This window comes from Pseudomonas serbica (assembly GCF_028823535.1).
In the GTDB taxonomy this organism is placed as follows: domain Bacteria; phylum Pseudomonadota; class Gammaproteobacteria; order Pseudomonadales; family Pseudomonadaceae; genus Aquipseudomonas; species Aquipseudomonas serbica.
Genome location: NZ_JAQIYM010000003.1, coordinates 40,811 through 63,931, shown reverse-complemented (window position 1 = coordinate 63,931; position 23,121 = coordinate 40,811). Strand labels below are relative to the sequence as shown.

Below are 23,121 nucleotides of genomic sequence, written 5' to 3'. Positions count from 1 at the left end.
CTGATAACGATGGCCCTACTGCAGATCGCCGAACCCGGCCAAAGTCCTCAACCGCACCAGCGTCGTCTGGCTGTGGGGATCGACTTGGGCACTACCAATTCGCTGGTCGCTGCATTGCGCAGTGGTCTTTCCGAGCCCCTGGCTGACGCACAAGGGCAGGTTATCCTGCCGTCCGCCGTGCGCTATCACGCCGATCGCGTCGAGGTTGGCGAATCCGCCAAGCTGGCTGCCGCCACCGATCCCCTGAACACCGTGCTGTCGGTCAAGCGCTTGATGGGTCGTGGTCTGTCCGACGTCAAGCAGCTGGGTGACCAACTGCCGTACCGCTTTGTCGGTGGCGAGTCGCACATGCCGTTCATCGACACCATCCAGGGCCCGAAAAGCCCGGTGGAAGTCTCCGCCGACATCCTCAAGGTCCTGCGTCAGCGTGCTGAAGCGACCCTGGGCGGCGAGCTGGTGGGCGCGGTGATCACCGTTCCGGCCTATTTCGACGACGCCCAGCGCCAAGCCACCAAGGACGCGGCCAAGCTGGCCGGCCTGAACGTGTTGCGCTTGCTCAATGAGCCGACTGCGGCCGCTGTGGCTTATGGTCTGGATCAGCACGCCGAAGGCCTGGTGGCCATTTATGACCTGGGCGGCGGCACTTTCGATATTTCGATTCTGCGCCTGACCGGCGGTGTCTTCGAGGTACTGGCTACCGGTGGCGACAGCGCCCTGGGCGGCGATGACTTCGACCACGCGATCGCTGGCTGGATCATCGAGAGCGCCGGCCTGTCCGCCGATCTCGATCCGGGTGCGCAGCGTCAACTGCTGCAAACCGCCTGCGCGGCCAAAGAAGCGCTGACCAATGCCTCGTCGGTCGAAGTGGTTCACGGCGACTGGAAAGCCGAACTGACCCGCGAAGCCTTCGACGCGTTGATCGAGCCGATGGTCGCCCGCAGCCTGAAAGCCTGCCGCCGCGCGGTACGTGATTCCGGTGTCGAGCTGGAAGACGTGCATGCGGTGGTCATGGTTGGCGGTTCGACTCGCGTACCACGTGTTCGCGAAGCCGTGGCGGAAGCCTTCGGTCGCCAGCCCCTGACTGAAATCGACCCGGATCAAGTGGTGGCCATCGGTGCCGCGATCCAGGCCGATACCCTGGCTGGCAACAAGCGCGACGGCGATGAATTGCTGTTGCTGGACGTGATTCCGTTGTCCCTGGGCCTGGAAACCATGGGCGGCCTGATGGAGAAGGTGATTCCACGCAACACCACCATCCCCGTCGCTCGCGCCCAGGACTTCACTACGTACAAAGACGGCCAGTCGGCCATGGCGATCCACGTGTTGCAGGGCGAGCGCGAGCTGATCAGCGACTGCCGTTCCCTGGCGCGCTTCGAATTGCGCGGTATTCCGGCGATGGTGGCCGGTGCGGCGAAGATTCGCGTGACCTTCCAGGTCGATGCCGATGGCTTGCTCAGTGTTTCCGCCCGCGAACTGGGTTCGGGTGTGGAAGCCAGCATCCAGGTCAAGCCGTCCTACGGCCTGACCGACGGCGAAATCGCCAAGATGCTCAAGGATTCGTTCCAGCACGCCAACGACGACAAGGTTGCCCGCGTGCTGCGCGAGCAACAGGTCGACGCCCAGCGCCTGATCGAGGCGGTGCAGGCTGCGCTGGAGGCCGACGGCGAGCGACTGCTCGACGCTGACGAGCGCATGGTCATCGACCTGCAGGTGCAGGAATTGACCGAACTGATGAAAGGTACCGATGGTTTCGCCATCGAGCAGCAGACCAAGCGTCTGTCGCAAGTGACCGACGCCTTTGCTGCCCGCCGCCTGGACTCGACGGTGAAAGCCGCGCTGGCGGGGCGCAACCTGAATGAGATTGAGGAATAACGATGCCGCAGGTCATTTTTCTGCCACACGAAAAGTTTTGCCCGGATGGCATGGTCGTGGAGGCTGAGCCGGGTATTTCCATCCTCGAACTGGCCCATGAGCACCACATCGAGATGGAAAGCGCTTGCGGCGGCGTCTGCGCCTGCACCACTTGTCACTGCCTGATTCGCGAGGGTTTTGACTCGCTGGAAGAAGCGGACGAGCTGGAAGAGGACTATCTTGATCGGGCCTGGGGTCTGGAGCCTGTGTCCCGCCTGGCCTGCCAGGCCAAGGTCGGCACCGAAGACCTGACCGTCGAAATTCCGAAGTACTCGCTCAACCACGCAGCCGAAGCGCCGCACTGATCCAAGGAATTGTCATGAGTCTCAAGTGGACTGATGTGCTGGAAATCGCGATTCAGCTGGCTGAAAGCAAGCCTGATGTTGACCCTATGTCGGTCAACTTCGTCGATCTGCGTAAATGGGTGATGGAATTGCCCGAATTCGACGACAAGCCTGAGCATTGTGGCGAAAAGGTCCTGGAGGCCATTCAGGCCCACTGGATCGAAGAACGCGACTGAGCCACGCTGCAGGTTAGGCAATACCCAAGAACCCGCGTATAATTCGCGGGTTTAATTTTTCGCAAATTACCGTTTCTGGAGTTACACCATGGCTGTTCAACGTACTTTCTCCATCATCAAGCCTGACGCCGTTGCTAAAAACGTGATCGGCAAGATCACCACTCGCTTCGAAGACGCTGGCCTGCGCGTTGTAGCTTCGAAACTGAAGCAACTGTCCAAAGCAGAAGCCGAAGGCTTCTACGCTGAGCACAGCGAGCGCGGTTTCTTCGGCGACCTGGTTGCTTTCATGACCTCCGGTCCAGTGGTTGTTCAGGTTCTGGAAGGCGAAAACGCTATCGCTCGCAACCGTGAGCTGATGGGCGCTACCAACCCTAAAGAAGCGGCTGCCGGCACCATCCGTGCTGACTTCGCTGAATCGATCGACGCCAACGCCGTACACGGTTCGGACTCCGAAGCCGCTGCCGCTCGCGAAATCGCATACTTCTTCGCAGCTACTGAAGTAACCACTCGCTAAGCATTGGCTTAAGAGTGAAGGTGAATCCATGACTACATCGACTGTAAAAACCAACCTGCTGGGTCTGACTCAACAGGAAATGGAAAAATTCTTCGACTCAATCGGGGAGAAGCGTTTCCGTGCCGGTCAGGTAATGAAATGGATTCACCACTTTGGCGTCGATGATTTCGACGCCATGACGAACGTCAGCAAGGCCTTGCGCGAAAAGCTCAAGGCTGTTGCTGAGGTCCGTGGTCCGGAAGTGGTCAGCGAGGACATCTCCAGCGACGGCACCCGTAAGTGGGTGGTGCGCGTGGCGTCCGGCAGCTGCGTCGAGACCGTGTACATTCCCCAGGGCAAGCGCGGTACCTTGTGCGTTTCGTCCCAGGCAGGCTGTGCCCTGGATTGCAGTTTCTGCTCCACCGGCAAGCAAGGCTTCAATAGCAACCTCACCGCCGCCGAAGTCATCGGCCAGGTGTGGATTGCCAACAAATCCTTTGGCAGCGTCCCGGCGACCGTCGACCGTGCCATCACCAACGTGGTGATGATGGGCATGGGTGAGCCGCTGCTGAACTTCGACAACGTCATCGCGGCCATGCACCTGATGATGGACGACCTGGGCTACGGCATTTCCAAGCGCCGCGTGACCCTGTCGACCTCCGGCGTGGTACCGATGATCGATGAGCTGTCCAAGCACATCGACGTCTCCCTGGCGTTGTCCCTGCACGCACCGAATGACGCATTGCGTAACCAATTGGTGCCGATCAACAAGAAGTATCCGCTTAAGATGCTCCTCGAGTCGTGCCAGCGCTACATGTCGTCCCTGGGCGAAAAGCGCGTGCTGACCATCGAGTACACCTTGCTCAAGGACGTGAACGACAAGGTCGAGCACGCCGTTGAAATGATCGAGCTGCTCAAGAACATCCCGTGCAAGATCAACCTGATCCCGTTCAACCCGTTCCCGCACTCCGGTTACGAGCGGCCAAGCAACAACGCGATTCGTCGCTTCCAGGATCAGCTTCATCATGCCGGTTTCAACGTCACTGTCCGCACCACCCGTGGTGAAGACATCGATGCGGCCTGTGGCCAGTTGGTAGGACAGGTGCTGGATCGCACCCGTCGCAGCGAACGTTATATCGCCGTGCGTGAACTGAGCGCCGACAACGATATGGCGTCGAACGCTGCGAAGTAATCAAGAGAGGATCTCTATGTCCCTGCGCTTTGCGCTGCTTTTGCTATTGGCCAGCCTCTGTGCTGGCTGTGTGCTCTCGGGCGACTACAACCCGATGAAGACCAGCAAGGGCCGTGACGAGGCGCGCGATGCCTACGTGCAACTGGGCATCGGTTATTTGCAACAAGGCATGACCGAGCGCGCCAAGGTGCCCTTGAAGAAGGCGCTGGAGCTGGACGCCGCGGACCCGGACGCCAATGCGGCGCTGGGGCTGGTGTTCCAGGCCGAAATGGAGCCCGACCTGGCTGACCAGCATTTTCGCAAGGCACTGTCTTCCCGCCCCGCCGATGCGCGAACCCTCAACAACTATGGCAGTTTTCTTTTCGAGCAAAAACGTTACAAGGAAGCCTACGAGCGCTTCGAACAGGCCGCCGCCGATACCCTGTATCCTGAGCGTTCGCGCGTATTCGAGAACCTGGGCATGACGGCCGCGATGCTTGGCCAGCGCGAGTTGGCCCAGCAACAACTGGAAAAAGCCCTGCGCTTGAACCGACAACAACCTCGGGCATTGCTGGAAATGGCTGAGTTGTCTTACGAAGACAGGCATTATGTGCCCGCGCGTGACTATTACGATCGTTTTAGCCTGCTTGCCGAGCAAAATGCACGTAGTCTATTGCTCGGCATTCGCCTGGCAAAAGTGTTTGATGATCGCGACAAGGCGGCCAGTGCTGGCCTGCAATTAAAACGACTCTATCCCGGTACACCGGAATATCAGCAATACCTGTCGGAGCAATGATGAAAGCGGCGCATCCCGAAGTTGTAGCAGCGAATCGCGTTAACCCCGGTGAGACCCTGCGCCAGGCCCGCGAAAGCAATGGCTGGTCGCTGGCCGAAGTGGCCCTCAAGCTCAACCTTACCGTCGGCTCCCTGAGCAATCTGGAAGCCGGTGATTTCGACAAGCTGCCAGGGCATACCTTCGCTCGGGGCTATATTCGCGCCTATGCCAAGTTGCTCGGCATGGACCAGGCCGTCCTGGTCCAGCAATTCGACCAATCCACCGGTACCGACTCCAAGGGCAGTAATGTGCACAGCCTGGGTCGTATCGAAGAGCCCGTGCGTGTGTCCCACACCATCTTGCGTATTGTCAGCCTGTTGTTGCTGGTGGCCGTGGTGGGTGGCGGTTTCGTCTGGTGGCAGGACCAGACCTCGCAGCGCACCAAGGACCTGATCAGCCTCAGCCCGGAACACGTTGAAGTCGAAGGCGCCGACGGCACCACCCAGATTCATCCGCTGGACGAGCCGGAAGACCAGGCTGTCGCGGAAGGTCAGACTGATAATGCAACGGCCCTGGCATTGCCGCAGGCCGACACCGCGACCCAGGCACCGGCTGAAACGCCAGCGCCCGTTGCGCCCGCTACCGCTCCGATCGACGCCACACCTGCAACGCCAGCCCCGGCTGCTCCAGCCGTTGCGGTACCGACGGTGACTGCACCGGTTGCTCCAGCTGCGCCAGCGCCAACCGCTACGGCTCCAGCAGCGCCTGCGGTGGCGGGCCAAGGCCAGGTGCAATTGCAGTTCACGGCCGATTGCTGGACTCAAGTGACCGACGGCGCCGGCAAGGTGCTGTTGAGCGGTCTAAAGCGTAAAGGCGAAAGCGTTTCCCTCAGTGGCAAGCCGCCGTTTTCCGTACGCCTGGGCTACGCCCGTGGCGCGCAGGTCAGCTACAACGGTCAGGCGGTCAATGTCGCTCCGTTCACCAGTGGCGAGACTGCTCGCCTGAAGTTGGGTCAATAAGTCATGCACGGCGAATCTCCAATCAAACGTCGCGAATCACGCAAGATCTGGGTCGGTAACGTTCCTGTTGGCGGCGATGCGCCCATCGCTGTGCAAAGCATGACCAACAGCGACACCAACGACGTCGCTGCGACCGTTGCGCAAATCAACCGCCTGGAAGCCGCGGGCGTCGATATCGTGCGGGTGTCCGTGCCGGACATGGACGCCGCCGAGGCCTTCGGCAAGATCAAGCAACTGGTCAAGGTTCCCCTGGTTGCCGACATTCACTTCGACTACCGCATCGCGTTGCGCGTGGCCGAACTGGGTGTCGATTGCCTGCGGATCAACCCGGGCAACATCGGTCGCGAAGACCGCGTGCGCGCGGTGGTCGATGCCGCCCGCGATCGCGGCATCCCGATCCGTATCGGCGTCAACGCCGGCTCCCTGGAAAAAGACCTGCAGAAGAAATACGGCGAGCCGACCCCGGCCGCGCTGGTCGAATCGGCCCTGCGCCACGTCGAGCACCTTGAACGCCTGAACTTCCAGGACTTCAAGGTCAGCGTGAAGGCCTCCGACGTGTTCATGGCCGTCGAAGCCTACCGTTTGCTGGCCAAGGAAATCGTCCAGCCGCTGCACCTGGGGATTACCGAAGCCGGTGGTTTGCGTTCAGGCACAGTGAAATCTGCCGTGGGCCTCGGTATGCTGCTCGCCGAAGGGATTGGCGATACCATTCGCATCTCGTTGGCGGCTGACCCGGTCGAGGAAGTGAAAGTCGGCTACGACATTCTCAAGTCCCTGCACCTGCGTTCCCGTGGCATCAACTTCATCGCCTGCCCGAGCTGCTCGCGGCAGAACTTCGATGTGGTGAAAACCATGAACGAGCTGGAAGGGCGGCTCGAAGACTTGCTGGTGCCGCTGGATGTTGCGGTCATCGGTTGTGTGGTCAATGGCCCCGGCGAAGCCAAGGAAGCCCATATCGGCTTGACCGGCGGCACGCCGAACCTGATTTACATCGACGGCAAGCCGTCGCAGAAACTGACGAATGACAATCTGGTGGATGAGCTTGAACGCTTGATCCGCGAGAAAGCGGCCGAGAAGGTCGAGGCTGACGCTGCGGTTATCGCGCGCGGTTGAGCCTGACTAAAGAGCCGAACGAATTTAAGGATTTATTGTGAGCAAGTCTCTGCAAGCCATTCGTGGCATGAACGACATCCTGCCCGAACAGACCCCCCTGTGGCGTCATTTCGAAGGCACCGTTTCGCGTTTGCTGGATAACTACGGTTACAAGCAGATCCGCATGCCGATCGTCGAGTTCACCGAGCTGTTCAAACGCTCCATCGGTGAAGTGACCGACATCGTCGAAAAAGAGATGTACACCTTCGACGACCGTAACGGCGACTCGCTGACCCTGCGCCCTGAAGGCACGGCGGCCTGTGTGCGCGCAGTGCTCGAGCACGGCATCACCGGCGGTGGCCAGGTGCAGAAGCTCTGGTACATTGGTCCGATGTTCCGCCACGAGCGTCCGCAGAAAGGCCGTTACCGCCAGTTCCACCAGATTGGCGTCGAAGTGTTCAACCTCGACGGTCCGGACATCGATGCCGAGCTGATCGTGCTGACCTGGCGCCTGTGGGGCGAGCTGGGCATCCGTGATGCGGTCAAGCTCGAACTCAACAGCCTGGGTACCAGCGAGTCCCGTGGTCGCTATCGTGAAGCGCTGGTCGAGTACCTCTCGGCGCATCTCGACAAGCTCGACGAAGACAGCCAGCGCCGCCTGAAAACCAACCCGCTGCGTGTTCTTGATACCAAGAACGCCGAGACTCAAGCGGTGCTGGTCGATGCGCCGAAAATGGCCGACTACCTCGACGAAGAATCCCGCGTGCACTTTGAGGGCCTCAAGGCTCGCCTGGACGCCGCCGGCATTCCCTACGTGATCAACCCGAAGCTGGTGCGCGGGCTGGATTACTACAGTAAGACCGTTTTCGAATGGGTCACCGACAAACTCGGCGCCCAGGGCACCGTGTGTGCCGGTGGTCGTTACGACGGCCTGGTCGAGCAGATGGGCGGCAAGCCAACTGCCGGCGTCGGTTTCGCCATGGGCATCGAGCGCCTGGTGCTGCTGCTCGAAACACTCGAGCAGATCCCTGAAGAGATTTCCCGTCAGGTCGACGTCTACCTCTGCGCCTTCGGTGAAGCCGCCGAGCTGGCTGGCCTGGTCCTGGCCGAGCGCGTGCGCGACCAGTTGCCCAACCTGCGCCTGCAAGTCAATGCTGGCGCCGGCAGCTTCAAGAGCCAGTTCAAGAAAGCCGACAAGAGCGGTGCGCTGTTCGCACTGATCCTCGGTGACGACGAGATGGCCCAGCAAGTGGTAGGTTTCAAACCCCTGCGTGGCCAGGGCGAACAACAAAGCATTGCCTGGGACGCGCTTGCCGCTCACCTGGCCACCTGCGTCGTGCAGGGTTGAAGCTGTCTAAACAGCCGAATTAGCGATTAAGGAGTATTGGGGTGTCGAGTACCGAAGACGAACAGCTGGCGGATTTTAAGGAATGGTGGTCACGCAACGGCAAGCCCCTGGTTACTGGCGGCCTGCTGGCGCTGGTCATCGTGTTCGGTTGGCAGGCGTTCCAGAAGTATCAGAGCAACCAGTCGCAAGGCGCCTCGATGCTCTATCAGCAACTGCTCGAAACCACGCTGACCCCTGACGGCAAGCCCGATGCGGCACGTGTTTCGGACCTGGCTGGCAAGCTCAACAGCGAGTTCGGCGGCAGCGCCTATGCGCAATACGGTAGCCTGTTCGTGGCGAAAGTCGCGGTCGACAGCGGCAAGCTCGATGACGCCGCCACCGAGCTTGCGGCCATCGTCGCCAAACCGGCCAACCCGGCACTGGGCGAAATCGCCCGTCAGCGCCTGGCGCAGGTACTGGCTGCGCAGAACAAGGCCGATGAAGCCCTGAAGCTGCTGGAAGGCGATGCCGACAAGGCCTTCCTGGCCACTCGCGAAGAACTCAAGGGCGACCTGCTGGTGCAGCTGGGTCGTCCCGACGAAGCACACGCGGCGTATCAAAAAGCCAAGGCGGCACTGTCGGATGAAGCGGCGGTCGGTGGCCTGCAAATCAAGCTGGACGACCTGGCCAAAGGGGATGCGTGACGTGATTCGTTGGAAGCATGCAGCATTGCTGGCCCTGGCCATTCTGGCCGCGGGTTGCAGCAGCAACAGCAAGAAAGAATTGCCACCGGCCGAGTTGACCGACTTCAAGGAAGAAGTGGTCCTGCAAAAGCAGTGGAGTCGTTCGATCGGTGACGGTCAGGGCGAAACCTACAACATGCTGGTTCCGGCCATCGAAGGCGATACCATCTATGCCGCCGATGTCACCGGTGTGGTGATGGCGCTGGATCGCAGCAACGGCGACGTCAAATGGAAGAAAGATCTCGAACTGCCTGTTTCCGGCGCCGTTGGCGTGGGTTACGGTCTGCTGACGGTCGGTACGATCAAGGGTGAAATCGTTGCCCTGGACGCCATCAACGGTGAAGAGAAATGGCGCGCTCGCGTGTCCAGCGAAGTCCTCGCACCGCCGGCCAACAATGGCGATGTGGTCGTGGTCCAGACCCAGGACGACCGTTTGATCGGTCTGGATGCCGCCACCGGCAACCAGCGCTGGTTGTATGACAGCACCCCGGCGGTGCTGACCCTGCGCGGTACCAGCGCACCGATCGTGACCAACCGCCTCGCGGTGGCTGGCTTTTCGACCGGTAAAGTGGTCGCTCTCGACATTTCCAACGGCGTGCCGGTGTGGGAACAGCGTGTAGCGATCCCGCAAGGCCGTTCGGAACTGGAGCGCGTGGTCGACATCGACGGCGGCTTGCTGTTGTCCGGCGAGACGATCTATGTCGCCAGCTACCAGGGTCGCGTTGCGGCACTGGACCTGCAAAGCGGCCGTCAGCTCTGGCAGCGTGATGCTTCCAGCTATGCCGGTGTCGCCCAGGGTTTCGGCAGCGTCTATGTGAGTCTGTCTTCGGGCACCGTTGAAGGCGTCGACGAGCGTTCCACCACAGCCTTGTGGAGCAACGATTCGCTGGCCCGCCGTCAACTGTCGGCTCCGGAAGTGTTTTCCAGCTACGTTGCAGTGGGTGACCTGGAAGGTTACCTGCACCTGTTGAGTCAGGTAGACGGTCGATTCGTCGGCCGTGAGCGCATCGACAGCGACGGCCTGCGCGCGCGTCCGCTGGTGGTGGGTGACACGATTTATGTGTATGGCAACAGTGGCAAGCTGGAAGCCCTGACCATCAAGTAAAGGTTTGACTATGCTTGGGGTTAATCCCCAAGCGGCCCCGCTCTGTGGGGCTCGCAGCGCTTACAGGCGCTGCCCCGAGCACCAGCCGCTGCCTCGCAGCGGCTTTTGTATTTTCTGAAATAAACGAAGTGGAGAGCCGCATGGTTCCCGTAATCGCCCTGGTGGGCCGACCGAACGTCGGCAAGTCCACCTTGTTCAACCGCCTGACCAGGACTCGCGACGCCATCGTCGGCGACTTGTCCGGTCTGACCCGTGATCGCCAATACGGTGAGGCCAAGTGGCAAGGGCGTTCCTACATTCTGGTCGACACCGGTGGTATCTCCGGTGACGAGCATGGTATGGACGAAAAAATGGCCGAGCAGTCGCTGCTGGCCATTGAAGAAGCAGATGTCGTTCTATTCCTGGTAGATGCCAAGGCCGGTTTCACCGCCGCCGACCAGATGATCGCCGAGCATTTGCGCAAGCGTAACAAGCGTTCCTACGTGGTTGCCAACAAGGTCGACAACATCGATCCTGACATGGCCCGCGCCGAATTCGCCCCGTTGGGCATGGGCCACGCGATCCCGATCGCTGGTGCCCATGGCCGTGGCATCACCCAGATGCTGGAAATCGCCCTGAGCGAGTTCCCGAAAGACGAAGAAGAGCCGGAAGAAGGCGAGGAAGAAGACGTTGCAGAAGGCGAGGAAGCCAAGCGCATTCCTGGCCCGAGCGAGAAAGACGGGATCAAGATCGCCATCATCGGCCGTCCGAACGTCGGCAAGTCGACCCTGGTCAACCGCATGCTCGGTGAAGACCGGGTGATCGTGTACGACCAACCCGGCACCACCCGCGACAGCATCTACATCCCGTTCGAGCGTAACGACGAGAAGTACACGCTGATCGACACCGCCGGTGTGCGCAAGCGCGGCAAGATCCACGAGGAAGTCGAAAAGTTCTCCGTGGTCAAGACGCTGCAGGCGATCAAAGACGCCAACGTGGTGATCTTCGTGATGGACGCCCGCGAAGGCGTGGTCGACCACGACCTCAACCTTCTGGGCTTCGCCATTGAATCCGGTCGTGCGCTGGTTATCGCGATCAACAAGTGGGACGGCATGACGCCGAGCGAGCGCGACTTCGTGAAGGTCGAGCTGCAACGTCGGCTGTTCTTCGTTGACTACGCCGACATCCACTTCATCTCGGCACTGCACGGCACTGGCGTGGGCAACCTGTATGCCTCCGTACAGAACTCGTTCAAGTCCGCCGTGACTCGCTGGCCAACCAACCGCCTGACCCAGATCCTCGAAGATGCGGTGGGCGAGCACGCGCCGCCGATGGTCAACAACCGCCGGATCAAGCTGCGTTACGCTCACCTGGGTGGCGCAAACCCGCCGATCATCGTGATTCACGGTAACCAGATCGAGAAAGTGCCGAAGTCGTACGTGCGCTATCTGGAGAACACTTACCGTCGTGTGCTGAAGCTGGTCGGTACGCCGATCCGCATCGAGTTCAAGGGCGGCGAGAACCCGTATGAAGGCAACAAGAACTCGCTGACAGACCGCCAGGTCAACAAGAAGCGTCGCTTGATGTCGCACCACAAGAAGGCCGACAAGAAGCGCCGCGACAAGCGTTGATTCCTGAAGGCTGAGCTGATCATTCCCACGCTCTGCGTGGGAATGATCAGCTTGGAGAAGGGCGCCGTTTGGCGCCCTTTTTTTATGGGCGCCGGATGGGCTATCCTCGGGCTCTCCCGCGCCGCCGTTAGAGCCGGGTGCAGAGCAGGGATTCCTCGATGATCACCAGTAAGCTGCCGAATGTCGGCATCACCATCTTCACCCAGATGTCTCAGCTCGCGGCGCAAACCGGGGCGCTCAACCTGTCCCAGGGTTTCCCCGATTTCGATGCCCCGCAGGCCCTGTGCGATGCGGTCGGTCGGCATATCGCCAGTGGCCACAACCAGTATTCGCCGATGACCGGCCTGCCGGCGCTGCGTCAGCAGATTTGCGCGAAAATCGCCCGCAGCTATGGCGTCAACGTGGATGCCGAGCTTGAAGTGACGGTCACTCCAGGTGCCACCCAAGCGATCTTCTGCGCGATCCAGGCGGTTATCCGCAACGGCGACGAAGTGATCGTCTTCGATCCGTGCTACGACAGTTACGAACCCTCGGTGGAACTGGCTGGCGGTCGTTGCGTGCATGTGCAGCTTGGGCTGAATGATTTCTCCATCGACTTCCAGAAGCTGGCTGAGGCGATCACCCCGCGCACGCGAATGATCGTGCTGAACTCACCGCACAATCCAAGCGGGGCGCTGATCAGTCGGGCCGAGCTGGATCAGTTGGCGGATCTGATCCGTGATCGCGATATCTACCTGGTCAGCGACGAAGTCTACGAACACCTGGTGTTCGACGGCGTGGCCCATGCCAGCGTGCTCAATCATGAAGAGCTGTATCAGCGCGCCTTTGTGGTCAGCTCGTTCGGCAAGACCTATCACGTCACTGGCTGGAAAACCGGCTACGTGGTCGCGCCACCGGCCCTCACGGCGGAACTGCGCAAGGTGCACCAGTACGTGAGTTTCTGCGGCGTGACGCCGCTGCAATATGCCTTGGCCGATTTCATGGCCGAACACCCGGAACACGTCGAAGAATTGCCGGCGTTCTACCAGGCCAAGCGCGATCTGTTCTGCGATCTGCTGGCGCCTTCGCGTTTCAGTTTCACCCGGGTGGCCGGCACGTACTTCCAGCTGGTCGACTACTCGCAGATCCGCCCCGACCTCAATGACGTCGAAATGGCCCTGTGGATGACCCGCGAGCATGGCGTGGCGAGTATTCCGATCTCGGTTTTCTACCAGACGCCACCAGACGGGCAGCGCCTGGTGCGCCTGTGCTTCGCCAAACGTGAGGAGACCCTGCGTGAAGCAGCGGAAAAATTATGCGTGATCTGAGTGCACTGCCGAACCTGACCGTTGCGCTGATCCAGACCACCCTGGCCTGGCACGACCGCCAGGCCAACCTGGAGCATTTCGAGCAGTTGCTGGAGCAGGCCCGCGGCGCTGACCTGATCATTCTGCCGGAGATGTTCACCACCGGTTTCTCCATGGAGTCCGAGACCCTGGCCGAGGCGGAAAACGGTCCCACCAGCAAATGGCTGCGGGCTCAATCGGCCAAGTTCGATGCGGTGATCACCGGTAGCGTGATCGTGCAGGCCGCTGATGGCAGCCATCGCAACCGTCTGTTGTGGGCACGCCCTGACGGCGAAGTGTGGCACTACGACAAACGCCACCTGTTTCGCATGGCCGGTGAACATAACCATTACACCCCCGGCGAGCGCCAGGTGCAGTTCGAGCTCAAGGGCTGGCGGGTACGGCCGCTGATCTGCTACGACCTGCGCTTCCCGGTGTGGAGTCGCGATGCCCAGGACACGGACTTGCTGCTGTACACCGCCAACTGGCCCGGTGCGCGCCGCCAACACTGGAACCGCTTGCTGCCGGCGAGGGCGATTGAGAACCTGTGTTATGTGGCGGCGGTGAATCGCATCGGCTCCGACGGCAAAGGCTTTGCGTATACCGGTGACAGCCAGGTGCTGGATTTCCAGGGTGAGACGTTGCTTAGCGCAGGGGAGGCGGATGGCGTGTTCAAGGTGACGCTGGATGCGGCGGAACTGGCAGCTTATCGCACGCGGTTTCCGGCGAATCTGGATGCCGATACCTTTGAGTTCACCTGAAATCTTCGCTGCCTGAACCGGCCCCTTCGCGAGCAGGCTCGCTCCCACAGTTGATCGGTGGAGGCGCAGATGTTGGGTACACCACAAACCCCCTGTGGGAGCGAGCCTGCTCGCGAAGAGGTCTGTTCAGACAACACAGAATAAGCAGGCAAAAAAAGGCCCCGAGGTTCACACCCCGGGGCCTTTTGCATTGCAGCGAGGCTTACGCGGCTTTCGCTTCCGGCTGGCTCAGCGAGCGGTTCAGAGCGCTGAACAGGGCCTTGAAGCTGGCGGTGGTGATGTTTTCATCGATACCCACGCCATGCACCGCACGTTCACCGTTCACGCGCAGCTCGATGTAGGCCGCGGCCTTGGCGTTGGTGCCCGCGCCGATGGCGTGTTCGTTGTAGTCCATGATTTCCACCGGGATCGGCAGACCGGCCACCAGCGCTTCCAGGGCGCCGTTGCCCTTGCCGCGCCAGTGCAGGTTGGTCTCGCCCTGGCCCTTGCTCGCCACTTCCACTTCGACGGCGCTGTTGCCGTTTTCTTCCTGCAGGCGATGGCTGACCAGCGCGTACGGGGTGTTGGCTTGCAGGTACTCGCTGATCAACAGCGAGTGGATCTGCTTGGCGGACATTTCCAGGCCCAGGCGATCGGTTTCACGCTGCACGACCTGACTGAACTCGATCTGCATGCGACGCGGCAGGCTGATGCCGTATTCCTGCTCCAGCAGGTAGGCGATACCGCCCTTGCCCGACTGGCTGTTGACGCGGATGACCGCCTCGTAGCTGCGGCCGATGTCGGCCGGGTCGATCGGCAGGTACGGCACTTCCCACAGGGCGTCCGGTTTCTGCTGGGCAAAGCCCTTGCGGATCGCATCCTGGTGCGAGCCGGAGAACGCGGTGTGCACCAGGTCGCCGACGTACGGGTGACGTGGATGCACCTGGATCTGGTTGCACTCTTCGACGACCTTGCGCACGCCGTCGATGTCGGAGAAGTCCAGTTGCGGGTCGAGACCCTGGGTGTACATGTTCAGGGCCACGGTCACCAGGTCGACGTTACCGGTACGCTCGCCGTTGCCGAACAGGCAGCCTTCGACACGGTCGGCGCCGGCCATCAGGCCCAGCTCGGTGGCGGCAACGCCGGTGCCACGGTCGTTGTGGGTGTGCAGGCTGATGATCACGCTGTCACGACGGTTGATGTGACGGCCGAACCATTCGATCTGGTCGGCATAGATGTTCGGGGTTGCGCATTCGACGGTGGCCGGCAGGTTGAGGATCATCTTGTGCTCGGGCGTCGGGTTCCAGACCTCGATCACCGCGTCGCAGACTTCCTTGGCGAACTCCAGTTCGGTGGCGCTGAAGGTTTCCGGCGAGTACTCGAAAGTCCACTCGGTTTCAGGCTGCATGGCCGCGTACTTGACGAACAGCTTGGCCGCGCTGACGGCGATTTCCTTGATTCCGTCCTTGTCCTGGTTGAAGACAATGCGGCGGAAGGAAGGGGAGGTCGCGTTGTACAGGTGCACGATGGCTTTCTTCGCCCCGCGCAGGGATTCAAAGGTACGCGCGATCAGGTCTTCACGGCCCTGGGTCAGCACCTGGATGGTGGTGTCGTCAGGGATGTGGTTGCCTTCGATCAGGGTGCGCACGAAGTCGAAGTCGGTTTGCGAGGCGGCAGGGAACGACGCTTCGATTTCCTTCACGCCGACCTGCACCAGGGTTTTCCAGAAGCGCAGCTTCTTGACGGCGTCCATCGGTTCGATCAGCGACTGGTTACCGTCACGCAGATCGGAGCTGCACCAGATCGGCGCGGCGGTGATGGTCTTCGACGGCCAGGTGCGGTCCGGGATATCGATGGTCGGGAACGCACGGTATTTCGAAGACGGGTCTTTGAGCATGCTCATCGGGAAATCCTTATTGTGTGGGCCGAAAAAAGGCGGCCTGCCGGTGGATCAATATGTTCTTGGAGTAACGCTGGGATGAGGCGCCGCGATTCAGCCCGGCAGTCGTGCGCTGACAAGGCACAGACTGCGGTGCTGACGAAGCTGAATGAGGGTGTGAGAGGTTTTCATGCCTTCAACCCTAACCGCGGGGGGGAAGGATGGCAAGCGGTCGAAAAAAATTGAGAGGAATCCTCTTCAGGGCATCTGTAACGAGATTTTATTGCGATGAATCCGCCTGATTATGAGGTTGCTTGCGCAAGGTTTGAGCGATGCGCAATCGAAGGTTTTGGCCGCAGCTGTTGTCGGTGAGGCTATTCTTAAAGCCTCGACTGGCAAACAGGAGTCGGTAATGAACGAGTACGATTGGAAGCTGTACAGCGTGTTGCGACCGGCGGCCCATGAGCGGATGTGCACCCGGATCATGACCGACGTCGAAAAGATCGTGCTGGACAAGAGCATCGCACCCTATGAGCGGATCGATGCCAGCGAGGAGTTGCTCAAGGCGGGGCAAAAAGAGCTGTATTGGGCGTTTGGCGTGTTCAGGTTTTCACGGCATGAAGCGCGGTCGCATTTGCTGGGGTTGTGTGCGCGGGAGTTGATCACGGATCAGGAGCTGAGCGGTTTTTCCGAGGAAACCCAGGAGTGGGTGAGGCACTGCCTGGCGGACCGGGAGGCGCATGGGATTGAGGATCTGGATGCTGAATAAATGATCGCCTGTGACGCCGTCTTCGCGAGCAAGCCCGCTCCCACATTTAGACCGCATTTCAATGTGGGAGCGGGCTTGCTCGCGAAGAGGCCATCGGCCTCACTTGAGATTCAAGGCTGAAACGCGCCGATAAAAATCGCCGGATCCACCCGCGCATCATTCAAACTGACATTCCAGTGCATATGCGGCCCGGTAGCCCGACCAGTCGCACCGACTTTACCTACAACGCCACCGCGAGCCAGCTGCTGGCCGACCTTCACGTCAATCTTCGACATGTGGCAGAACATGCTGATGAAGCCTTGGCCATGGTCGACAAACACCGTGTTGCCATTGAAGAAGTAGTTGCCGATCAGGATCACCTTGCCTGCGGCTGGTGTCTTGATCGGCGTACCGCCAGGCACGGCAAAATCCAGGCCCGAGTGCGGGTTGCGCTCTTCACCGTTGAAGAACCGGCGCACGCCGAACTTGCTCGACAGCGGGCCGTTGACCGGCTTGTCCAGCAGCAGGTTGCTCGGTGTATTCGGACTGAACGTGCGGTAGGCAGCGATTTGCTCGGCCAGCTCACGCTCGATGCGCTTGAGGTTGTCCGGGTCAGGATTGACCTGCTGGGTGTTCTTGAGGGTGATGCGTTGTTCCGGGTATTTCTTGTTGCCAACGCTGAAACCCAGGGTGCGCCCGCCGCTGCTGATCGACTGGGCGCCCGGCTTGACCGTCAGCGGTAAACCGACGATGGCCAGCCAGTTGTTCTGTTCCTTGACCACCAACACCGGCTTGCCCTGGTAGCTGGCTTTCGGCGCTTGCGCGGAATTGCCCAGGTCGACCACCGCCACGCCGCCCGGCACCGGTTTGTTCAACAGGCGGGTGATGTAACTGTCGGCGTGGGCGTTGAAGGTCAGGCACAGCAATAACAGTGGAGCTAAAAAACGCGGCATGGATCAATCCAGTAGAGAAAGAGTGACGGGCGTCAGGTGATTGTCTTCGACTCGCACTTGCAGTTCGCCCTCGCCGAGTTTGGCTTTCAGGCGTTGGCCGGTGTGGGTCTGTGCGGCGCTACGGATCGCGTTGCCACGCTCGTCGAGCAAAATGCTGTAGCCACGGCCGAGGGTCGCCAGGGGACTGACCACATGCAGCGTTTGCATCTGGCTCTGCAGTTGCAGGCGGCGGCTTTTCAGGCCCTCGCGGATGGCCCGGGGCAGGCGTTCGGCGAGGCTGTCGAGGCGTTGGCGCAGCATCGCCAATTGGCGGCCCGGATGTTGCCCGGCCAGGCGGGTTTCCAGGCGGATCAGCCGTTCGCGACGAGTGTTGAGGCTGCGTTCGAAGGCGCGGCGCATGCGCATGTCCAGGTCATCCAGGCGTTGCGCTTGCTGGCGCAAGCGTTCGCCGGGATGCCGCAGTCGGCGAGAAATGCCTTCCAGGCGCAGTCGGTCGCGCATCAGGCGATCACGCATGCGCATCACCAGGCGACGATGCAGGCTCTCGACGCGGCGCACCAGGTCGCTGGAATCCGGTGCGAGTAATTCGGCGGCGGCCGATGGCGTGGGTGCGCGAACGTCGGCCACGAAGTCGCTGATGGATACGTCGGTTTCATGGCCGACGGCACTGACGATCGGCGTCACACAGGCATCTACCGCGCGGGCCACGGCTTCTTCGTTGAAGCACCAGAGGTCCTCCAGCGAACCGCCACCACGGGCCAGGATCAAGGCGTCGAAGCCGCGGGCATCCGCCAGTTTCAGGGCACGGACAATCTGCGCGGTGGCTTCACGGCCTTGCACGGCGGTGGGGATCAGGGTCAGTTGCACCTGCGGCGCGCGGCGGCGGAACACGCTGATGATGTCGCGGATGACGGCGCCGGTGGGCGAGCTGATGATGCCGATGCGCTGCGGATGCGCCGGCAGCGGCACTTTGCGCTCGGCGCTGAACAGGCCTTCGGCACTGAGTTTTTCCTTCAAGGCTTCGAAAGCCAGGCGCAAGGCCCCATCACCGGCTGGCTCGACGGTGTCGAGGATCAACTGATAATCGCCGCGGCCCTCGAACAACGAGACCTTGCCCCGGACCTTGACCGCCAGGCCATCCTTCAACGCCTGGCGCACGCGCGCAGCGTTTTGCCGGAATAACGCGCAGCGCACCTGGGCGCCGCTGTCCTTGAGGGTGAAATACACGTGCCCCGATGCCGGACGAGCGAGGTTGGAGATTTCGCCTTCGACCCAGATGTTGCTGAAGACGTCTTCAAGCAACACCCGCGCGCGGCCGTTGAGCTGGCTGACGGTCAGGACTTCGCGGTCCAGGCCGAGTCTTGCAAAGGGATCTTTAATCATGGGGCGCAGTTTAAAGGCATTCGGCGATCAATCTCCATGACCTGGCAGAAATCCCTTGTGGGGGGGATTCTATGTTGCAGGGGAACCCTGCCGCCTTGAATCCGGCTGGCGCCTGAGCCTGTTGATTGTCGCGGGCGTCGATGCCGAGCTACCCTTGTCGGTGCTGGCGCTGTATTTGCTGCCAGCCATGGCACTGGGCCTGTGGATCGGTCGACCATGACGATGTCGCGTGAGGCGTTCGTGCGGCTGGTGGCCTGGCTGATCCCGGCCAGCGACATCGCCTTGATCGGGCGTTACTTGAGTGCTTGACCTGCGCAGCCTTGGGCTTAAGCTGCCGGGCTTCTTTCAAAGTGTTGCAGCAGGCCGCCCCATGAATTCCCAAAGCATCATTGTCCCGAAAATCTCCACGCTGGCGGTGCATGAGCCCCGGGCACGGGCGATCGTGCGCTGGCTGGTGCGCAAGAACATCATCGAGGAAGAGCTGACCACCTGTGGTCGCACCGGCAATCGCATGGCCCACGCCATCGCCGAGGGTGCCCGGGAGGTGGTCCTGCACCCGCAAGCCCTGCCGTTCGGCGAGCCGATCAATGGCCTGGAGATCGTCACCAAGCGCTGCATCTATACACCGGCCAAGGGATTTCTGGGCGAGGCCGGCTGTGCCGAGTGCCGCAAGGAAGTCGGTGAAGCGCTGTTCGAAAGCCTCGAAGACTGGATGCCGGGGCGTACCGACAACTTCACCTGCCCGGAATGTGGGCACGAAGACGACATCAACGGTTTTCTGTTCCTGCAGGAGTGCGGCTTTTCCAACCTGGGCTTCATCTTCAACAACTGGGCCGAGGCGGGGTTCAAGCAGAGCTTTCTCGACGAGTTTGCCGATTGGCTGGATCAGCCGGTGAGTTGGGTGAAAGTCGAACTGTAATTCTGATCGACACCGATCTCTGTAGGAGCTGGCTTGCCAGCGAAAGCGGTGTGTCAGACAGACCGTATTGCCTGATTCGCTGGCAAGCCAGCTCCTACAAGAAATCCAGGTAAAATACCCGTCGATCACCGTATCGATAATAGACAGAGTTTTACATTGAACCCGAGGGGGTGTGTGACTATAATGGCGCGCTTCCATTTTCCCGCTCGGGAGCCCCCGCGATGCTGCGTATCAGCCAAGAAGCTCTGACATTCGACGACATTCTCCTAGTGCCCGGTTATTCCGAGGTGCTTCCTAACGAAGTCAGTCTCAAGACCCGCCTTACCCGTGGCATCGAGCTGAATATTCCACTGGTTTCCGCCGCCATGGACACCGTCACTGAAGCCCGTCTGGCAATTGCCATGGCTCAGGAAGGTGGTATCGGTATCATCCACAAGAACATGACCATCGAGCAGCAAGCTGCCGAAGTGCGCAAGGTCAAGCGTTACGAAGCCGGTGTGGTCAAGGACCCGATCACCATCGACGCCGACGCCACCGTGCGCGAGTTGTTCGAACTGACCCGCATGCACAACATCTCCGGCGTTCCGGTACTGCACAATGGCGACCTGGTCGGCATTGTCACCTCCCGTGACGTGCGTTTCGAGAACCGTCTGGAAGCCACTGTCCGTGAAGTGATGACGCCTAAAGAGCGTCTGGTCACGGTCAAGGAAGGCGCCGACAAGAACGATGTGCGTGAACTGCTGCACAAGCACCGCATCGAGCGCGTGCTGATCGTCGACGACAAATTTGCCCTCAAAGGCATGATGACCGTCAACGACATCGAAAAAGCCAAGGCTTACCCGCTGGCCAGCAAGGACGATCAAGGTCGTCTGCGCGTGGGTGCTGCAGTCGGTACCGGTAAAGACACCGGTGACCGCGTTACCGCGCTGGTCGCCGCCGGTGTTGACGTGGTGGTGGTCGACACCGCCCATGGTCACTCCAAAGGCGTGATCGACCGCGTTCGCTGGGTCAAGCAGAACTTCCCTGAAGTGCAGGTGATCGGCGGCAACATCGCCACCGGCGCTGCTGCCAAGGCCCTGGCCGAAGCCGGCGCTGACGCCGTCAAGGTCGGTATCGGCCCTGGCTCGATCTGCACAACCCGTATCGTCGCCGGTGTCGGCGTGCCGCAAATCAGTGCCATCGCCAACGTCGCCGCTGCCCTTGAAGGCACTGGCGTTCCGTTGATCGCCGACGGCGGCATCCGTTTCTCCGGTGACCTGTCCAAGGCCATCGTAGCCGGTGCCTCCTGCGTGATGATGGGCTCGATGTTCGCCGGTACCGAAGAAGCGCCGGGCGAGATCGAACTGTTCCAGGGCCGTTCGTACAAGGCTTACCGCGGCATGGGTTCGCTGGGCGCCATGTCCCAGGCTCAAGGTTCCTCCGACCGTTACTTCCAGGACTCCTCGGCAGGCGCCGAGAAGCTGGTTCCGGAAGGCATCGAAGGCCGTGTGCCGTACAAGGGCACCCTGAGCGCGATCATCCATCAATTGATGGGCGGCCTGCGTTCTTCCATGGGCTACACCGGCAGTGCCAACATCGAAGAGATGCGCACCAAGCCTGAGTTCGTGCGGATCACCGGCGCCGGCATGGCCGAGTCCCACGTCCACGACGTGCAGATCACCAAGGAAGCGCCAAACTACCGCGTAGGTTGAGCCTTCAAGCAACAAGCTAAGCAACCGGGGCTGTTTTATTCAGCCCCGAGTTGTTTCTGAATCACGACTGTTTCCGAATTTTTTAGACGAGACTGAATCATGGCCCTCGACATTCACGCCCACCGCATCCTGATCCTCGACTTCGGTTCCCAGTACACCCAGCTGATCGCCCGTCGCGTGCGTGAAATCGGTGTTTACTGCGAGCTGCACCCGTTCGACATGGACGAAGATGCGATCCGCGAATTCGCTCCTAAAGGCGTCATCCTCGCCGGTGGCCCGGAGTCGGTTCACGAAGCCAACAGCCCTCGCTGCCCGCAAGTCGTTTTCGACCTGGGCGTGCCGGTCTTCGGTATCTGCTACGGCATGCAGACCATGGCCGAGCAACTGGGCGGCAAGGTTGAAGGTTCCGAGCTGCGTGAGTTCGGTTATGCCCGCGTTGACGTGGTTGGCAAGAGCCGTCTGCTCGACGGCATCGAAGACCACATCGACGCCGATGGCCTGTTCGGCCTCGACGTATGGATGAGCCACGGTGACAAGGTCACCAAGATGCCGGAAGACTTCCACATCCTGGCCAGCACCCCGAGCTGCCCGATCGCCGGCATGTTCAACGACGACCGTCGTTACTACGGCGTGCAGTTCCACCCGGAAGTGACCCACACCAAGCAGGGCGGTCGCATCCTGTCGCGCTTCATCCTCGACATCTGCGAGTGTGAAGCCCTGTGGACCCCGTCGAAGATCGCTGAAGACGCCATCGCCCAGGTTCGCGCCCAGGTCGGCACCGACAACGTCCTGCTCGGCCTGTCCGGCGGTGTGGACTCGTCCGTGGTTGCCGCGCTGCTGCACAAGGCGATCGGCGACCAGCTGACGTGCGTATTCGTCGACAACGGCCTGCTGCGCCTGCACGAGGGTGAGCAAGTGATGGCCATGTTCGCCGAGAACATGGGCGTCAAGGTGATCCGCGCCAACGCCGAAGAGCAGTTCCTGGGCAACCTGGCCGGTGAAGCCGACCCGGAGAAGAAGCGCAAGATCATCGGCCGTACCTTCATCGACGTGTTCGATGCCGAATCCTGCAAGCTGGACAACATCAAGTACCTGGCCCAGGGCACCATCTACCCGGACGTGATCGAGTCGGCTGGCGCGAAAAGCGGCAAGGCCCACGTGATCAAGTCGCACCACAACGTGGGCGGCCTGCCGGAAGAGATGAACCTGAAGCTGGTCGAGCCTCTGCGCGAACTGTTCAAGGACGAAGTCCGTCGTCTGGGCCTGGAACTGGGCCTGCCGTACGACATGGTCTACCGTCACCCGTTCCCGGGCCCGGGCCTGGGTGTGCGCATCCTTGGCGAAGTGAAGAAGGAATACGCCGACCTGCTGCGTCGTGCCGACCACATCTTCATCGAAGAACTGCGCAAGGCCGACTGGTACCACAAGGTCAGCCAGGCATTCGTGGTGTTCCAGCCGGTGAAATCGGTTGGCGTGGTGGGCGACGGCCGTCGTTACGCCTGGGTCGTGGCCCTGCGTGCCGTGGAAACCATCGACTTCATGACCGCGCGTTGGGCACACCTGCCTTACGAGCTGCTGGAAACCGTTTCCGGGCGCATCATCAATGAGATCGAAGGCATCTCCCGCGTCACCTACGACGTGTCGAGCAAGCCGCCAGCGACCATTGAGTGGGAGTGATCCCGCACCAGCCCTGAGGGGCTGATCGCAGGATAAAAAG

21 protein-coding genes and 1 pseudogene are annotated in these 23,121 nt (G+C 60.9%); 19 read left to right on the top strand and 3 right to left on the bottom strand.

The window, feature by feature from the left end; all coding sequences use genetic code 11:
* Nucleotides 1-9: 9 nt before the first annotated feature.
* The 14 genes from hscA (at nucleotide 10) to NQL71_RS05145 (ending at nucleotide 13,852) form a co-directional block, all read left to right on the top strand.
* Nucleotides 10-1,872 carry a Fe-S protein assembly chaperone HscA gene (hscA, locus tag NQL71_RS05210; protein WP_077182503.1) on the top strand — a complete coding sequence of 621 codons (1,863 nt, stop codon included), beginning with the start codon at nucleotides 10-12 and terminating at the stop codon, nucleotides 1,870-1,872.
* 2 nt (nucleotides 1,873-1,874) lie between these two features.
* A complete protein-coding gene (fdx, locus tag NQL71_RS05205) occupies nucleotides 1,875-2,216 on the top strand; it encodes an ISC system 2Fe-2S type ferredoxin (protein WP_077182504.1) in 342 nt (113 codons plus the stop codon).
* Nucleotides 2,217-2,230: 14 nt separating this feature from the next.
* Complete coding sequence (iscX, locus tag NQL71_RS05200; protein ID WP_046820391.1) at nucleotides 2,231-2,431, top strand: Fe-S cluster assembly protein IscX; 201 nt, start codon at nucleotides 2,231-2,233, stop codon at nucleotides 2,429-2,431.
* A gap of 88 nt (nucleotides 2,432-2,519) precedes the next feature.
* A complete protein-coding gene (ndk, locus tag NQL71_RS05195; protein WP_024014216.1) occupies nucleotides 2,520-2,945 on the top strand; it encodes a nucleoside-diphosphate kinase in 426 nt (141 codons plus the stop codon).
* 28 nt (nucleotides 2,946-2,973) lie between these two features.
* On the top strand, nucleotides 2,974-4,116 hold the full coding sequence (gene rlmN, locus NQL71_RS05190) for a dual-specificity RNA methyltransferase RlmN (RefSeq protein WP_020795604.1): 1,143 nt from the start codon (nucleotides 2,974-2,976) through the stop codon (nucleotides 4,114-4,116).
* 16 nt (nucleotides 4,117-4,132) lie between these two features.
* A complete protein-coding gene (pilW, locus tag NQL71_RS05185; protein WP_274642357.1) occupies nucleotides 4,133-4,891 on the top strand; it encodes a type IV pilus biogenesis/stability protein PilW in 759 nt (252 codons plus the stop codon).
* Nucleotides 4,891-5,889 (top strand): RodZ domain-containing protein, encoded by a 999-nt coding sequence (locus tag NQL71_RS05180; protein WP_274642356.1) that lies wholly within the window; start codon nucleotides 4,891-4,893, stop codon nucleotides 5,887-5,889. Before pilW ends, NQL71_RS05180 begins: the two co-directional genes overlap by 1 nt.
* A 3-nt stretch (nucleotides 5,890-5,892) precedes the next feature.
* Nucleotides 5,893-7,002, top strand: a complete 1,110-nt coding sequence (gene ispG, locus NQL71_RS05175) for a flavodoxin-dependent (E)-4-hydroxy-3-methylbut-2-enyl-diphosphate synthase (RefSeq protein ID WP_020795607.1) — start codon at nucleotides 5,893-5,895, stop codon at nucleotides 7,000-7,002.
* 37 nt (nucleotides 7,003-7,039) lie between these two features.
* Nucleotides 7,040-8,329, top strand: coding sequence for a histidine--tRNA ligase (hisS, locus tag NQL71_RS05170; protein ID WP_046820388.1), 1,290 nt, complete (start codon nucleotides 7,040-7,042; stop codon nucleotides 8,327-8,329).
* A gap of 41 nt (nucleotides 8,330-8,370) precedes the next feature.
* Nucleotides 8,371-9,012, top strand: a complete 642-nt coding sequence (locus NQL71_RS05165; RefSeq protein ID WP_046820387.1) for a tetratricopeptide repeat protein — start codon at nucleotides 8,371-8,373, stop codon at nucleotides 9,010-9,012.
* Nucleotides 9,005-10,156, top strand: a complete 1,152-nt coding sequence (gene bamB, locus NQL71_RS05160; RefSeq protein ID WP_046820386.1) for an outer membrane protein assembly factor BamB — start codon at nucleotides 9,005-9,007, stop codon at nucleotides 10,154-10,156. Before NQL71_RS05165 ends, bamB begins: the two co-directional genes overlap by 8 nt.
* 140 nt (nucleotides 10,157-10,296) lie before the next feature.
* Nucleotides 10,297-11,766 carry a ribosome biogenesis GTPase Der gene (gene der, locus NQL71_RS05155; protein ID WP_046820385.1) on the top strand — a complete coding sequence of 490 codons (1,470 nt, stop codon included), beginning with the start codon at nucleotides 10,297-10,299 and terminating at the stop codon, nucleotides 11,764-11,766.
* Between the two features lie 158 nt (nucleotides 11,767-11,924).
* Nucleotides 11,925-13,073, top strand: coding sequence for a pyridoxal phosphate-dependent aminotransferase (locus NQL71_RS05150; RefSeq protein WP_248687433.1), 1,149 nt, complete (start codon nucleotides 11,925-11,927; stop codon nucleotides 13,071-13,073).
* The gene (locus NQL71_RS05145) at nucleotides 13,061-13,852 is read left to right on the top strand and encodes an amidohydrolase (protein WP_046820383.1); all 792 of its coding nucleotides are present in this window, start codon (nucleotides 13,061-13,063) and stop codon (nucleotides 13,850-13,852) included. Before NQL71_RS05150 ends, NQL71_RS05145 begins: the two co-directional genes overlap by 13 nt.
* Nucleotides 13,853-14,054: 202 nt before the next feature.
* Here the strand turns inward: NQL71_RS05145 and leuA are convergent, their stop codons facing one another.
* The gene (leuA, locus tag NQL71_RS05140; protein WP_046820382.1) at nucleotides 14,055-15,734 is read right to left on the bottom strand and encodes a 2-isopropylmalate synthase; all 1,680 of its coding nucleotides are present in this window, start codon (nucleotides 15,732-15,734) and stop codon (nucleotides 14,055-14,057) included.
* Between the two features lie 388 nt (nucleotides 15,735-16,122).
* Between leuA and NQL71_RS05135 the strand changes: the two genes are divergently transcribed.
* Entirely contained in the window at nucleotides 16,123-16,479 is a 357-nt protein-coding gene (locus tag NQL71_RS05135; protein WP_274642355.1) for a hypothetical protein, read from the top strand.
* Nucleotides 16,480-16,589: 110 nt separating this feature from the next.
* Here the strand turns inward: NQL71_RS05135 and NQL71_RS05130 are convergent, their stop codons facing one another.
* Nucleotides 16,590-17,411 (bottom strand): M23 family metallopeptidase, encoded by an 822-nt coding sequence (locus NQL71_RS05130; RefSeq protein ID WP_046820381.1) that lies wholly within the window; start codon nucleotides 17,409-17,411, stop codon nucleotides 16,590-16,592.
* 3 nt (nucleotides 17,412-17,414) lie between these two features.
* Complete coding sequence (gene xseA / locus NQL71_RS05125; protein ID WP_274642354.1) at nucleotides 17,415-18,794, bottom strand: exodeoxyribonuclease VII large subunit; 1,380 nt, start codon at nucleotides 18,792-18,794, stop codon at nucleotides 17,415-17,417.
* A gap of 109 nt (nucleotides 18,795-18,903) precedes the next feature.
* Here xseA and NQL71_RS05120 point away from each other — a divergent pair.
* From NQL71_RS05120 to guaA, 4 genes and pseudogenes are all read left to right on the top strand, one after another.
* Nucleotides 18,904-19,103: pseudogene (locus NQL71_RS05120) on the top strand (sulfite exporter TauE/SafE family protein); the annotation flags it as partial.
* A 61-nt stretch (nucleotides 19,104-19,164) separates the two neighbouring features.
* Nucleotides 19,165-19,713 carry a hypothetical protein gene (locus tag NQL71_RS05115; protein WP_046820379.1) on the top strand — a complete coding sequence of 183 codons (549 nt, stop codon included), beginning with the start codon at nucleotides 19,165-19,167 and terminating at the stop codon, nucleotides 19,711-19,713.
* A gap of 221 nt (nucleotides 19,714-19,934) precedes the next feature.
* Nucleotides 19,935-21,404: an IMP dehydrogenase gene (gene guaB, locus NQL71_RS05110; RefSeq protein ID WP_046820378.1), complete on the top strand. Its 1,470-nt coding sequence runs from the start codon at nucleotides 19,935-19,937 to the stop codon at nucleotides 21,402-21,404.
* A 99-nt stretch (nucleotides 21,405-21,503) separates the two neighbouring features.
* Nucleotides 21,504-23,081, top strand: coding sequence for a glutamine-hydrolyzing GMP synthase (gene guaA / locus NQL71_RS05105; RefSeq protein ID WP_274642353.1), 1,578 nt, complete (start codon nucleotides 21,504-21,506; stop codon nucleotides 23,079-23,081).
* Nucleotides 23,082-23,121: the final 40 nt, after the last annotated feature.

Excerpts from the sequence above, each read along its gene's own strand:
- hscA (WP_077182503.1), top strand. The coding sequence starts at position 10 with ATGGCCCTACTGCAGATCGCCGAACCCGGCCAAAGTCCTCAACCGCAC.
- fdx (WP_077182504.1), top strand. The coding sequence starts at position 1,875 with ATGCCGCAGGTCATTTTTCTGCCACACGAAAAGTTTTGCCCGGATGGC.
- iscX (WP_046820391.1), top strand. The coding sequence starts at position 2,231 with ATGAGTCTCAAGTGGACTGATGTGCTGGAAATCGCGATTCAGCTGGCT.
- ndk (WP_024014216.1), top strand. The coding sequence starts at position 2,520 with ATGGCTGTTCAACGTACTTTCTCCATCATCAAGCCTGACGCCGTTGCT.
- rlmN (WP_020795604.1), top strand. The coding sequence starts at position 2,974 with ATGACTACATCGACTGTAAAAACCAACCTGCTGGGTCTGACTCAACAG.
- pilW (WP_274642357.1), top strand. The coding sequence starts at position 4,133 with ATGTCCCTGCGCTTTGCGCTGCTTTTGCTATTGGCCAGCCTCTGTGCT.
- NQL71_RS05180 (WP_274642356.1), top strand. The coding sequence starts at position 4,891 with ATGAAAGCGGCGCATCCCGAAGTTGTAGCAGCGAATCGCGTTAACCCC.
- ispG (WP_020795607.1), top strand. The coding sequence starts at position 5,893 with ATGCACGGCGAATCTCCAATCAAACGTCGCGAATCACGCAAGATCTGG.
- bamB (WP_046820386.1), top strand. The coding sequence starts at position 9,005 with ATGCGTGACGTGATTCGTTGGAAGCATGCAGCATTGCTGGCCCTGGCC.
- der (WP_046820385.1), top strand. The coding sequence starts at position 10,297 with ATGGTTCCCGTAATCGCCCTGGTGGGCCGACCGAACGTCGGCAAGTCC.
- NQL71_RS05150 (WP_248687433.1), top strand. The coding sequence starts at position 11,925 with ATGATCACCAGTAAGCTGCCGAATGTCGGCATCACCATCTTCACCCAG.
- NQL71_RS05145 (WP_046820383.1), top strand. The coding sequence starts at position 13,061 with ATGCGTGATCTGAGTGCACTGCCGAACCTGACCGTTGCGCTGATCCAG.
- leuA (WP_046820382.1), bottom strand. The coding sequence starts at position 15,734 with ATGAGCATGCTCAAAGACCCGTCTTCGAAATACCGTGCGTTCCCGACC.
- NQL71_RS05135 (WP_274642355.1), top strand. The coding sequence starts at position 16,123 with ATGAACGAGTACGATTGGAAGCTGTACAGCGTGTTGCGACCGGCGGCC.
- NQL71_RS05130 (WP_046820381.1), bottom strand. The coding sequence starts at position 17,411 with ATGCCGCGTTTTTTAGCTCCACTGTTATTGCTGTGCCTGACCTTCAAC.
- xseA (WP_274642354.1), bottom strand. The coding sequence starts at position 18,794 with ATGATTAAAGATCCCTTTGCAAGACTCGGCCTGGACCGCGAAGTCCTG.
- NQL71_RS05115 (WP_046820379.1), top strand. The coding sequence starts at position 19,165 with ATGAATTCCCAAAGCATCATTGTCCCGAAAATCTCCACGCTGGCGGTG.
- guaB (WP_046820378.1), top strand. The coding sequence starts at position 19,935 with ATGCTGCGTATCAGCCAAGAAGCTCTGACATTCGACGACATTCTCCTA.
- guaA (WP_274642353.1), top strand. The coding sequence starts at position 21,504 with ATGGCCCTCGACATTCACGCCCACCGCATCCTGATCCTCGACTTCGGT.